Annotated in this window: 10 protein-coding genes; all 10 read right to left on the minus strand. The window is 43.8% G+C overall.

The features are described from left to right. Positions 1-31: 31 nt before the first annotated feature. Positions 32-1,072 (minus strand): methylmalonyl Co-A mutase-associated GTPase MeaB, encoded by a 1,041-nt coding sequence (meaB, locus tag P5G49_RS09675; protein WP_301243533.1) that lies wholly within the window; start codon positions 1,070-1,072, stop codon positions 32-34. Between the two features lie 44 nt (positions 1,073-1,116). Further along, positions 1,117-3,270, minus strand: coding sequence for a methylmalonyl-CoA mutase (gene scpA, locus P5G49_RS09680; protein ID WP_301243445.1), 2,154 nt, complete (start codon positions 3,268-3,270; stop codon positions 1,117-1,119). After that, the gene (locus P5G49_RS09685; RefSeq protein ID WP_301243447.1) at positions 3,267-4,940 is read right to left on the minus strand and encodes a methylmalonyl-CoA mutase family protein; all 1,674 of its coding nucleotides are present in this window, start codon (positions 4,938-4,940) and stop codon (positions 3,267-3,269) included. The genes scpA and P5G49_RS09685 overlap by 4 nt, the downstream gene beginning before the upstream one ends. Positions 4,941-5,113: 173 nt before the next feature. After that, positions 5,114-6,436 carry a dihydrolipoamide acetyltransferase family protein gene (locus P5G49_RS09690; RefSeq protein ID WP_301243449.1) on the minus strand — a complete coding sequence of 441 codons (1,323 nt, stop codon included), beginning with the start codon at positions 6,434-6,436 and terminating at the stop codon, positions 5,114-5,116. Positions 6,437-6,456: 20 nt separating this feature from the next. After that, positions 6,457-7,440 (minus strand): alpha-ketoacid dehydrogenase subunit beta, encoded by a 984-nt coding sequence (locus P5G49_RS09695; RefSeq protein WP_301243451.1) that lies wholly within the window; start codon positions 7,438-7,440, stop codon positions 6,457-6,459. Further along, positions 7,440-8,447 (minus strand): thiamine pyrophosphate-dependent dehydrogenase E1 component subunit alpha, encoded by a 1,008-nt coding sequence (locus P5G49_RS09700; protein WP_301243453.1) that lies wholly within the window; start codon positions 8,445-8,447, stop codon positions 7,440-7,442. Before P5G49_RS09700 ends, P5G49_RS09695 begins: the two co-directional genes overlap by 1 nt. Positions 8,448-8,486: 39 nt before the next feature. After that, on the minus strand, positions 8,487-9,914 hold the full coding sequence (gene lpdA / locus P5G49_RS09705) for a dihydrolipoyl dehydrogenase (protein WP_301243455.1): 1,428 nt from the start codon (positions 9,912-9,914) through the stop codon (positions 8,487-8,489). Between the two features lie 27 nt (positions 9,915-9,941). Beyond that, positions 9,942-11,030, minus strand: a complete 1,089-nt coding sequence (gene buk / locus P5G49_RS09710; RefSeq protein WP_435877201.1) for a butyrate kinase — start codon at positions 11,028-11,030, stop codon at positions 9,942-9,944. A gap of 27 nt (positions 11,031-11,057) precedes the next feature. Then, positions 11,058-12,155: a branched-chain amino acid dehydrogenase gene (gene bcd / locus P5G49_RS09715; protein WP_301243459.1), complete on the minus strand. Its 1,098-nt coding sequence runs from the start codon at positions 12,153-12,155 to the stop codon at positions 11,058-11,060. Positions 12,156-12,185: 30 nt separating this feature from the next. After that, a complete protein-coding gene (gene yqiS / locus P5G49_RS09720) occupies positions 12,186-13,094 on the minus strand; it encodes a phosphate butyryltransferase (RefSeq protein ID WP_301243461.1) in 909 nt (302 codons plus the stop codon). Positions 13,095-13,109 lie beyond the last annotated feature (15 nt).

The following is a 13,109-nucleotide window of genomic DNA, read 5'->3' on the forward strand; positions in this document are numbered from 1 at the left end:
TCCGCCGGCATGGCTTCAATCCTAATAGCCTCTAATGACTATTAAAAATCTTATCAACTGCATTTGCCACTGTAATTCCACCAGATAATAGCTGCTTCTCCAATTCATTTACAAGTTCTTTTTTTCCATCTGCAGAGTAGAAATTATCTACCAATCTGTCCCGTACCATGGAGTGGAACCAGTCTTTTGTTTGGGATTGTCTACGTTCATTCCAGATGCCGCTTGCTTGCATTTGAGTTTGAAAGTCAGTGATGGTTTCCCATACATTGTCGAGTCCTGTATTTTGTAAGGACGAGACTGGCATGGCAGTGGTTGTCCAGCCCGGTGTTGCGGGTTGGAGGAAATGGAGCAATTGACTGTATTCCCTGACTGTCTTTTTGGCAAGTCTCAAATTATCGCCATCCGCCTTATGGACGATGATGGCGTCTGCAAGTTCCATTATTCCTTTTTTCATTCCTTGTAATTCATCACCTGCTCCGGTGAGGACGAGTAGCATGAAAAAGTCGACCATTCCTCTGACGACGGTTTCACTTTGGCCAACTCCGACTGTTTCGATGAGGATGATGTCGTATCCAGAAGCCTCGCATAAGAGCATAGTTTCACGTGTTTTTTTGTGGACACCGCCAAGTGTTCCGGATGAAGGCGATGGTCGGATGAAGGCATTTTTATGCCTTGCGAGGGCCTCCATCCTTGTTTTATCACCTAATATGCTTCCGCCAGTCACTGTTGAACTTGGGTCAATTGCTAAGACAGCAACCTTATGACCTAACTCTGCAAGTTGAAGCCCAAATGCTTCGATGAATGTGCTTTTGCCCGCTCCCGGTACTCCTGTTATACCAATTCTGATACTGTTTCCTGTTTTCGGAAGCAGTCTTTTCAATAAATCTTGCCCTGCTATCCTATCGTTTTCATTCATGCTTTCCAATAATGTGATTGCCTTGGACAAATGAAGTCGTGAACCATTGCTGATTTCTTCATAAAGATCATCTACTTCAATAGTTCTCTCTTTTTTTACAAATCGTTTGCGAATTGGGGCAACCATGCCGTCGTGTGATGACTCAATGCCGTTCATTACATGCAGTGCGCTGTCGTCTTCCTGTAAACGATTCTTTTTATTCACTCCGTCACTTCCTCATATCCGAGGGCTTTGTAAATATCTTCAATCACTTTCTGGGCAGCAACCGGAATGACGGTTCCTGGTCCAAAAATCGCCGTTGCACCATTCTTTCGAAGGAAATCATAATCCTGCGCAGGAATGACCCCGCCGACAACGACAAGGATATCGTCCCGTCCGATATTCTTGAGTTCATTCCGCAATGCGGGCACAAGAGTTTTATGTCCTGCAGCAAGGGAACTTACTCCTATTACGTGTACATCATTTTCTGCTGCCTGTAACGCTGTTTCTTCCGGAGTTTGGAATAAAGGTCCGATATCGACATCGAATCCTAAGTCAGCGAATGATGACGCGATCACTTTCGCACCACGGTCATGCCCGTCCTGACCCATTTTCGCAATTAAAATCCGTGGGCGACGACCTTCATTTTCCAAAAACTCTTCGGACATTCTTTTCACTTCTTCGATTTCTTCAGCATTCGAGAAATTCGAACTGTATACGCCACTCACTGAACGGATCACCGCCTTATGTCTGCCGGATACTTTCTCTATAGCATCCGATATCTCACCAATGGTTGCCCTTGCCCGTGCTGCATCCACCGACAACTCAAGTAAATTACTTTCTCCGCTACGTGCTGCATCAGTAAGTGCTTCGAGCGCTTTTTTGACTGCATTTTCATCACGATTTCTTTTCATTTCATTAATTCGATCGATCTGCTTTTGACGCACAATCGTATTATCAATATCCAAAATATCAATTGGCTCTTCTTTTTCAAGTCGATATTTGTTTACACCAACTATCGTTTCAGCACGTGAATCGATTTTCGCTTGACGTTTTGCAGCCGCTTCCTCGATTTTCATTTTCGGCAAGCCTGTTTCGATCGCCTTCGCCATTCCACCCAATTCTTCGATTTCTTCGATTAAAACCCAAGCCTTTTCCATTAATTCATCGGTCAACTTTTCGACATAATAAGAGCCGCCCCAAGGATCGATCGTCTTTGTCATATACGTCTCTTCCTGAAGGAATAATTGCGTGTTGCGTGCTATTCTTGCTGAGAAATCAGTAGGCAGTGCAATTGCTTCGTCAAGCGCATTTGTGTGCAATGATTGCGTATGACCCATTGCTGCAGCATTCGCTTCAATCAACGTTCGTGTTACGTTGTTAAATGGATCTTGCTCTGTTAAACTCCATCCAGATGTTTGCGAATGCGTTCGTAATGCAAGAGATTTCGGATTAGATGGATTAAATGATTGCATCATTTGTGCCCATATCTTCCGAGCCGCACGCATCTTGGCGATTTCCATAAAGTAATTCATGCCGATTGCCCAAAAGAACGATAAACGAGGTGCAAATGAATCGATGTCAATGCCCGCCTTTAATCCGGTCCGGACATATTCCAGCCCATCAGCCAATGTATAGGCAAGCTCAATATCAGCGGTAGCACCGGCTTCCTGCATATGATAGCCCGAGATTGAAATGGAATTGAATTTCGGCATATTTTTAGACGTATATTCGAAAATATCCGCAATGATCCGCATCGACATTTCAGGCGGAAAGATATACGTGTTACGAACCATATATTCTTTCAAAATATCATTCTGAATTGTCCCGGCAAGTTTTGAAGGCGTTACTCCTTGTTCTTCCGCTGCAACAATATAAAATGCCATGACAGGGAGAACTGCACCATTCATCGTCATTGATACCGACATTTGATCAAGCGGAATGCCGTCAAAAAGTATTTTCATGTCCTCTACTGAATCGATTGCAACTCCAGCCTTCCCTACATCCCCAGTTACCCGCGGATGATCGGAGTCATAGCCACGGTGTGTCGCAAGGTCAAATGCCACAGACAATCCTTTTTGCCCCATTGCCAAGTTCCGTCGATAGAAGGCATTACTCTCTTCCGCTGTTGAAAATCCTGCGTATTGTCTAACAGTCCATGGACGTGCAACATACATTGTTGGATAGGGCCCACGTGTATTCGGTGCAATACCTGGAAAATCCTCTAAATGAGTAATCCCCTCTATATCCTCATTTGAATAACTTTTTTTAATTTCAATTCCTTCATTGGTCAGGAATGGTTTTTCATTAATGACCGAACGGTTTAGGATTTTCAGCTCACTGATATCCACTTTATTGAAATCTGGCTTTATCATTTGGTAGGTCCCCCTTTCCACGAATCAAAAATGGTATGGAGTTTCTCTATTTTATTTTGGCCATTGAAAATTGTGCCGTTCAACCCTTTTTCACTCCATTTTCGTTCTGAATCCTTATCGACCTTACCTGCAACATCCAACAGTAACCCTTCAGGTAATTTTTCAAGTACCGATTCAACAATATCGGACAGTTTTTCATCAGTGGTACAAATAATTGCGTAATCGGGATTCTCTGTATTCAACCATTCAATGGCCTGTTCGGCTGTTTGGAATGAAGGACTCCATTCACTTGTTATACCGCCTGATGCCAAGAAGCCTGTAACAAAATCTGCACGTGGTTTGAAGTCTTTTATCTCACCGAAAGTTAGTAACACTGTTTTAGGCTGGTTGTCACTCGCTAATTTCCGAAACTCCTCGAATGGTTTAGCAAGCCTATTCAGTTGCTTATACTCGTCCCGATCTGCAAAATTTGTAGAAGCTACTTCGGCATATACATTTGTACCGATGAGTGATTTCTTGCCTGTATTGACTTCTATTTGACGTTTTGACAAAAGTACCTTCAATTCATGACCTTGAAGAAAGACGTCAAGTCCATCCTTGCTCTCAATTCCCAAAAATAACTCCCACGCCTTTTCGACAAGCTCATCCGTTAGTTTTTCGATGTAATACGAACCACCAGCGGGATCCAACACTTTATCCACATGTGCTTCTTCCTTTAGGACTAACTGAATATTTTTAGCGTATCGTATAGAACTTGCATTTGACCCAGTCAAACTATCATGTGGATGGACGGTAATAATGTCCGCTCCTCCTAAGATTGCCGCAAAGGTTTCATTTCCTGCCCGCAGTAAATTCACGTAAGGGTCCAGTTTTGAATAAGACCGTAATGAAGTTATGGCCATTACTGGAATAGGGGGTGCATCGTTAACCTCAAATGCTTTTGAGAAAGCTTTCCACAGAATTCGGAAGGCGCGAAGCTTAGCAATTTCCATAAAGAAATGTGTGTCAATTGCAAATCGGACGAAGAAATTGTTTGCAAATGATTCGAACGACTTCTCTCCCGCAGCAATTCGGGAAGCAACTGACAGGGCAATTGCCAATTCCGATACTGCATCAGCGCCATCATGGTGCACTTTCCAAAGATCTGCACCGTTCGTCCGGAGATTTTTGTAGCCAACCGGGATTATCCAATCTTTAGCTTGTACGATTCCAGATATCGACTCCCTTAATTCATGGTGTACGAAATCAAAAGCTCTTAAAATAGGATCATCATTTTTCAAATTCATAAAAAACACTGGATACTTTGACACCAACTTTGTTAATTCCAATAGTTGATTATCTTCCCAGTCAAATGGATTTGTACCATCGTAAACGATTGATTCATTGCCTCTTTCGAGTGAATCTATCAGTTGCTTAAGAAAAGAGGAAGCGCTTTCGGCGATTGTTTGTTGTGCAATCGTCCAACCCGGATTTTCTTTCATGGACTGAATAATTGACGTATTGTTTGAGCTTGTTTTTTCATAATAGAGGGGGTGAAGCGTTATTCCCTCCCAAGTTTCCGTTAGTAAGCTATCATAAGGTTTTCCTTTGAGTGACTGTTCAGCAAGTGCTTTCCACTGCTTGTAGTCTGCTTGTTTAAATATCGTTTTTTTCATATTCTCAACTGTCAATGGAATTGCTCCTTTCGTTATTCATGAGGAGTCTAAAATTATTGAAGCCCAAATTATTGAAGCCTATTAATAGTGTACCTGACATGCAATTTCTTTGAAAGTCAGAATAGAATTTTCTGAGAAAAAGCACAATAAAAAGCTGCCTCCCTTAGTGAGAGACAGCTAAATTTTCATCAATAGACAGAGGTATTATCTGCTGTTATGTTTTCAAGAATTTCTTTAACGCGTGCAAGGAAACGTCCGGCTACAAGTCCGTCTAATACACGGTGATCAAGTGATAAGCAAAGGTTTACCATATCTCTCACTGCAATCATGCCGCCGTTCATGACGACAGGGCGTTTCACGATGGATTCGACCTGTAGGATTGCCGCCTGCGGGTAATTGATGATTCCCATCGATTGGATAGATCCAAAAGAACCTGTGTTATTGACAGTGAATGTTCCGCCTTGCATTTCATCGGATTTCAGTTTTCCTGAACGGACTTTAGAAGCTAATTCATTGATTTCTCTTCCGATTCCTTTGATCGTTTTTTCATCCGCATGTTTGATGACAGGTACATATAGAGCATCTTCCGTTGCAACTGCGATGGAAATATTGATGTCTTTCTTTTGGATAATTTTATCCCCGGCCCACATGGAATTCATCATCGGGAATTCTTTCAATGCTTGTGATACGGCCTTCACGAAGAAAGCGAAGTATGTCAGATTGAAGCCTTCCTTTTGTTTGAAATCATTTTTCAATGAATCCCGGTATTGGACAAGATTCGTCACATCGACTTCAATCATTGTCCACGCATGAGGTGCTTCATGCTTAGAACGTAGCATGTTAGTCGCAATCGCCCGGCGCACTCCAGTGATTGGAATTTCGATATCTCCGGCAGCAGTAGGAATTGCCTCGGGTGCAGACGGTTTAGTAACTGGACGTGCTTCTTGGACTGGCGCAGCCTGAACAACATCCGCAACTTTTTCAACTTCTACGGGAGCCGCAGTCGGAATTTCACCACTATCAATGATTGTTTGAAGGTCTTTACGTGTAATGCGTCCTTCTTTTCCAGATCCTTGAACGAGCGATAGATCGATATTGTTTTCTTGCGCCATTCTCATAACGGCTGGCGAGAAGCGGGCTGCCCCCGCCCCACGTTTAAGTGGTGAAGCCGGTTTTTGTGAACCAGCGGCTGGCATTTCGTTTGCAGGTTCTTCTTTTGCCGGAACCGCCGCAGGTTGGCTTACCTGTTCAGTGTCACCTTCCGCTCCACCTTCTGTTTCAATTGTACAAACTACGACACCCACGTCTACAGTTTCGCCCTCTTGCACGAAAATTTCTTTTATTGTACCAGCGAAAGATGAAGGAATTTCAGCGGTAACTTTATCCGTATTCACTTCTGCCAAAGGATCGTATTTATTAACCGTGTCGCCAGGTTTCACAAGCCACTTTTCAATCGTTCCTTCTGTAACGCTTTCGCCAAGTTTTGGCATTTCTATTTTTTCAATTGCCACTTCGAAATCCTCCTTTCCGATTAAAATTCCGCCAATTCGCGTGCCGCTTTTTCAACCTTATCCGGGTTAACCATGAAGAACTTCTCCATTGTTGGAGCATATGGCATAGCCGGAATATCAGGTCCCGCAAGACGTTTGATAGGTGCGTCAAGATCGAATAGGCAATTCTCCGCAATAATTGCAGATACCTCACTCATGATGCTTCCTTCCAAATTATCTTCGGTTACCAACAAAACCTTACCCGTTTTTGAAGCAGCTTCAATGATTGCTTCTTTATCAAGCGGATAAATTGTGCGTAAATCTAAGATATGTGCAGAAATTCCATCTTCAGCAAGCCTTTCAGCTGCCTGTAGTGCGAAATGGACACATAATCCGTAAGTGATGATTGTAATATCATCGCCTTCGCGCTTCACATCAGCTTTGCCGATTGGCAGAACATATTCCTCTTCAGGTACTTCACCTTTAATTAATCGGTATGCCCGTTTATGCTCAAAGAATAGAACTGGATCATCATCCCTGATAGCCGCCTTCAATAAACCTTTTGCATCGTATGGAGTTGAAGGTATGACGATTTTCAATCCCGGTGTACTTGCAAACATAGACTCGACTGATTGGGAATGGTAGAGCGCACCATGGATTCCACCACCAAATGGTGCACGGATAACAATCGGGCATGACCAATCATTGTTGGAACGGTAACGGATTTTCGCAGCTTCGGAAACAATCTGGTTGACAGCTGGCATGATGAAATCAGCGAATTGCATTTCAGCAATCGGACGCATCCCGTACATTGCCGCCCCGATTCCGACACCCGCAATCGCAGACTCTGCAAGAGGTGTGTCGAGTGCACGATATTCACCGAATTGGTCATATAGACCCGAAGTCGCTTTAAATACGCCACCTTTTCTACCGACGTCCTCACCAAGAACGAATACATTCTCATCGCGTTCCATTTCTTCCTTCATCGCAAGTGTAATTGCGTCAATATATGATAGTACTGCCATTACCTGTCTCCCCCTTCCTCTTTATAGACGTGGCGAAGTGCATATTCCGGTTCAGCGTAAGGAGCCTTCTCCGCATAGTCAGTCGCTTCATTGACAATCGCTTTGATGCGCTCATCAATTTCATTTTCAAGCTTATCATCCAAGACGCCAGTCTCTTTCAAGTAAGCCGCGAATTTAGGGATTGGATCATGCTTCCGTTCTGCTTCAAGTTCTTCTGCATCTCGGTATAGACGGTGATCATCGTCCGAAGAGTGGGCAGTCAATCGGTAACATACAGCTTCGACAAGGCTTGGGCCTTCCCCGCTTCGTGCACGGTCCGCTGCTTCTTTGACCACACGGTATACTTCAAGTGGGTCTGTGCCATCGACAGTCACTCCAGGCATGCCATATCCAATTGCTCGGTCAGAGACATTTTCACAAGCAAGTTGTTTTTCAACTGGAACAGAAATTGCATATTTATTGTTTTCGACCATTACTACAGTCGGTAATTTATGAACTCCTGCAAAGTTCATCCCTTCGTGGAAATCCCCTTGGTTGGATGACCCTTCACCTAATGTGACGAAAGTGATGAAGTCCTCTTCTTTCATTTTAGCTGCAAGAGCGACGCCGACAGCGTGTGGAAGTTGTGTCGTAACAGGGGATGATCCTGTTAAGATACGGTTTTTCCGCTGACCGAAGTGACCAGGCATTTGACGGCCGCCAGAGTTTGGATCTTCTGCTTTTGCGAAAGCTGAGAGCATTAGTTCTTTTGGTGTCATTCCGAAATGGAGGACTACGCCCATGTCCCGGTAATATGGTGCAATCCAGTCTTTGTTTTTATCGAGTGCGTATGCTGCCCCGGCTTGTGCGGCTTCTTGCCCTTGGCAGGAGATGACGAATGGAATTTTTCCAGCACGGTTTAATAGCCACATGCGTTCGTCTAAACGTCGAGCCATTACCATTGTTTCGTAGATTTCTAGAACATTTTCGTTCGTCAATCCTAATTCTTCATGACGCGATTTCGCCATTTTATGAATCCCCCTTCGTTTCGATTGTTATATTTACTATCACATATGAATCGCTTTGCCATCCACTGCCAAAGATGCTTCACCCATTATTTCTGATAGGGATGGGTGTGGGTGGATGGTTGATGCTACTTCCCATGGTGTCGCGTCAAGGACCATTGCAAGACCTGCCTCGGAAATCAAGTCTGTTACGTGAGCTCCAATCATATGGATTCCCAATAGGTCATTGTTATCCTTGTTGGCAATGATCTTTACAAATCCGTCTGCGTTGCCGTTGACGAGTGCTTTGCCGATTGCCGCGAATGGGAATTTGCCTACTTTTACATTGTATCCTTGTTCCTTCGCTTGCGCTTCAGTCAAACCGACACTTGCAGCTTCGGGGTTTGAGTAGATGCAACGGGAAATGTTTGTGTAATTAATCGGCTCGGGAGAGTGACCAGCAATATGTTCTACAGCGGCTATACCTTCGTGTGAAGCTACATGCGCCAATTGAAGGCCACCGATTGCGTCACCAATTGCATAGATGTGGCTTTCTTTCGTTTGGAATGTCGATTTAGTCTGTATGTAGCCTTTATCTAACTGGATTTCAGTGTTTTCGATGCCTATTCCTTCCGTATTGGCTTGTCGGCCAACGGAGACAAGCATTTTTTCAGCAGTAAATTCCTTCGATTCACCAGCTACTTCAGCGGAAATGGTAACTGCATCTGCCGATTTTGAAAAGGTTTCAGGCAATACTTTTGCCCCTGTGATAAAAGTGACTCCTCGTTTCGAAAGGAGTTTTTTCATTTCCTTTGAAATATCTTCGTCTTCGGTCGGTATGATTCTGTCAGCATATTCGATTACTGTAACTTCGACTCCAAAATCATTTAACATGGAAGCCCATTCGATTCCGATGACTCCTCCTCCGACGATTAACATCGACTTCGGTAATTCGGTCATTTTAAGTGCACCATCAGAGGAAAGAACTTGGCTTTCATCAAGCTCAAGTCCTGGTAAAGTTCGGGGTCTCGAGCCAGTAGCTAAAATAAGATTTTTCAAGATGAGCATTTCATTCTCATCACCGTTATTCATTTCAACTGAAATGGTGCCAGGCATCGGCGAGAAGATAGATGGGCCTAACATTCTTCCGAAGCCCTCATAAACGTCAATCTTGCCTTTTTTCATTAAAGCTGTAACGCCTTTATGAAGCTGTTGGACGATTTCTTCCTTCCTTGCTTGTACACGAGCGAAGTTAAGAGTGGCACCTGATGTCTCGACACCGAAATATTCGGCATCATTTTTAGCCATTTTGTATACTTCTGCGCTTTTCAGCAACGCTTTGCTTGGTATGCAGCCCTTATGTAAGCAAGTACCACCTAACAGTTCCTTTTCAACCAAAGCTGTTTTAAGTCCTAATTGTGCAGCGCGGATAGCTGCAACATACCCACCTGTTCCTCCGCCTAAAATAACCACGTCATATTCTCGTGCCAATTGTTATGGCCTCCTCTTCGCTATCCATCACGCCGGATAGGTTTTTGCTTTCTCCTCGCCGTTCAAGATGCGTAAAGCACCTTCTGCAAGTGCTTGCAATTCATCTTCTCCGGGATAGACGACCACTTCTGATATCCAATTTACCCGGGACTTTATCATTTCGACATATTGCTTCCCGTAAGCAAGCCCTCCGGTAAGAATGATGGCATCCACTTTCCCTTCAAGGACTGCTGCTGCACTTCCTATTTCTTTTGCGACTTGGTATGCCATCGCTTCATAGACAAGAGCTGCTTCACCGTCACCGGCTTCAATCCGTTTTTCCACAGTGACAGCATCATTTGTTCCAAGGTACCCAACGAGTCCGCCTTTGCCGACTAATTTTGACATGATTTCGGTTCGGAAATAGGTACCCGAATAGCATAAATCGACCAATTCTCCCGTTGGTACGGTTCCGGCACGTTCCGGACTGAATGGCCCGTCCCCGTGCAGGCCGTTATTAACATCGATAACCTTTCCAAAACAATGCGCTCCAACTGTTATACCGCCACCCATATGAGTGACAATTAGACGCAATTCTTCATAGCGCTTGCCAATTTCTTTGGCAAATCGTCTCGCAACCGCTTTTTGATTTAGCGCATGAAAAATGGATTTTCGGCTGATTAAAGAAAATCCTGAAATTCGAGCAAGTGGATGCATTTCGTCAACAACGACAGGATCTACGATATACGCGGGAATTTCTACGTAATCCGCGATTTTCTTAGCAATTATGCCGCCAAGATTGGACGCATGCTGTCCAGAATAACCCTTTTTCAAGTCTTCAATCATTTGGTCATTCACAATGTAAGTTCCGCCTGCAATCGGCCGGAGAAGTCCTCCCCGACCACATACGGCTTGCAGCCCATTTAAAGCCACTCCCCCACTTTCCAGCGATGCGATAATGGCATCTTTCCTGAAAGCATATTGATCAATGACTGAAGGATATTGTGCAAGTTCCTCCGCTGAATGTCTTAATGTGTCTTCAAATACAAGTTGCTCATTATCATACACACCGATTTTCGTAGATGTTGAACCGGGATTAATAATTAGGATCCTAAATATCTCATTCTGCACGAACATCCCTCCTATCTTCTGAGATGTCGTTTCTTAGTTCTTTCTTGAAAGAACGCTTTTTTCATTTTGCAAAAACTGGCTGCGGGACTTTGCGACTCTCGCAATTCTTTCTTCTGCAAGGCGATCGGCAGCTACGTAAGTTGGTATGTTATCACGTTTTGAAATTGCAAAGATTTTTTCAATTGTGTCGTAAATTCCAGCAACGCGTTTCATCGCACGTTCGCGGTTATAGCCTGCAAGCTCATCAGCAACATTGATGACACCGCCCGAGTTAATGACGTAATCAGGTGCGTAAACGATGCCCATTTCATGGATCATGTCTCCATGTTCAGGATTTTTCAGTTGGTTGTTCGCTGAACCAGCGATAACTTTCGCTTTTAATTGAGGGATTGTTTCGTCATTGATGATTGCTCCAAGTGCGCATGGTGCAAAGATATCCGCTTCTTGTGAATAGATTTCATCAATACCAACTGCAATTGCGCCAAATGCATCAACAGCACGTTGAACAGCCTCTGTGTTAATATCCGTTACGATAAGCTTAGCGCCTTCTTCATGTAGGTATTCGCAAAGTGTATAAGCAACGTTTCCGACACCTTGTACAGCAATCGTCTTGCCCTCAAGAGAGTCACTTCCGAATGCTTCTTTGGCAGCTGCTTTCATCCCTTTGTACACTCCGAAAGCTGTAACTGGTGATGGGTTTCCTGAAGAACCGAATTCCGCAGAAACGCCAGTCACATAATCTGTTTCCAGATGGATCAAATCCATATCTTCTTCAGTTGTGCCAACATCCTCGGCAGTAATATATCTACCATTTAATCCTTCAATGAAACGACCAAACGCACGGAACATTTCATCATTTTTATCAGTTTTCGGATTTCCAATAATAACTGTTTTACCGCCACCAAGATTCAATCCAGCTGCTGCGTTTTTATAAGTCATACCTTTCGCAAGTCGTAGTGCATCTTCGATTGCCTCTTCTTCACTTGCGTAAGTCCACATTCGAGTTCCGCCCAAAGCTGGTCCAAGAGTCGTGTCATGAATTGCAATGATTGCTTTCAGTCCAGAAGTTTTATCCTGACAGATAACAAGTTGTTCATAATCGTGAGTTTCCATATATTTAAATAGTTCCATGATGTATTTCCTCCTTGGGTTCATCCATTTTTAGTTTTTTGAAGTCTGTATAGCTAACGCTAATGAGTAAAGCTTCGTTTCTGCACTATCTGACCTTGAGGTTAGTACGATCGGCGCTTTGGCACCTTGTATAATTCCTCCTACTTTAGCCTTCGCAAAGTACATAAGTGATTTATACAAAATGTTTCCCGCCTCAATCGATGGGACAACAAGGATATCAGCTTTGCCGGCTGTTTCACTTGTAATCCCCTTATGTTGGGCTGATTTGATAGACACAGCGTTATCTAAAGCAAGCGGTCCATCGACAATACAGTCTTTAATTTGCCCTCTTCGATTCATAACAACTAACGCAGCCGCATCCATCGTTGGGGTCATGGCAGGATTGATAGTCTCGATTGCTGCAAGTGGTGCAACGATCGGGACATCAACGCCACAAGCTCTTGCTACCTCGACTGAATTACGAATGATTTGTGCTTTTTCTTCAAGTTTCGGTGTAATATTCATCCCTGCGTCCGTTACAAATAGCAAGCGATCATAGCCTTCGACTTCAAATGCCGCAACATGGGAAAGCACCTTTCCTGTTCGCAATCCATATTCAGCGTTTAAAACTGCTTTCATGACAACCGCAGTGGATAAATTACCCTTCATCAGTACTTGCGCTTCACCACTTGAAACGAAACGGACTGCTTTCTCCGCAGCTTCTTGAATAGTATCGGCATGCACGATCGATATATAAGGGTTATTCCATAATTCCGGGAACTGATCTTTAATAAGTTGCTGTAAACGCTCCTCATTATCAATGAGAAGGAAGGAGGCGATCCCTTTCATCATTGCCATTTCCACAGCTTGGAGAACTTCAATGTCGGCAGCACTTGCTACCGCCACTGTCCGTGTATCATTGGCTGCAGTTTTTTCAACTAATACATCTAACGTATCCATTTCAGCCCTCCTCCT

Source organism: Sporosarcina highlanderae (assembly GCF_030433715.1).
Lineage (GTDB): Bacteria > Bacillota > Bacilli > Bacillales_A > Planococcaceae > Sporosarcina > Sporosarcina highlanderae.

Excerpts from the sequence above, each read along its gene's own strand:
- meaB (WP_301243533.1), bottom strand. The coding sequence starts at position 1,072 with ATGAACGGCATTGAGTCATCACACGACGGCATGGTTGCCCCAATTCGC.
- scpA (WP_301243445.1), bottom strand. The coding sequence starts at position 3,270 with ATGATAAAGCCAGATTTCAATAAAGTGGATATCAGTGAGCTGAAAATC.
- P5G49_RS09695 (WP_301243451.1), bottom strand. The coding sequence starts at position 7,440 with ATGGCAGTACTATCATATATTGACGCAATTACACTTGCGATGAAGGAA.
- P5G49_RS09700 (WP_301243453.1), bottom strand. The coding sequence starts at position 8,447 with ATGGCGAAATCGCGTCATGAAGAATTAGGATTGACGAACGAAAATGTT.
- buk (WP_435877201.1), bottom strand. The coding sequence starts at position 11,030 with ATGTTCGTGCAGAATGAGATATTTAGGATCCTAATTATTAATCCCGGT.
- bcd (WP_301243459.1), bottom strand. The coding sequence starts at position 12,155 with ATGGAACTATTTAAATATATGGAAACTCACGATTATGAACAACTTGTT.
- yqiS (WP_301243461.1), bottom strand. The coding sequence starts at position 13,094 with ATGGATACGTTAGATGTATTAGTTGAAAAAACTGCAGCCAATGATACA.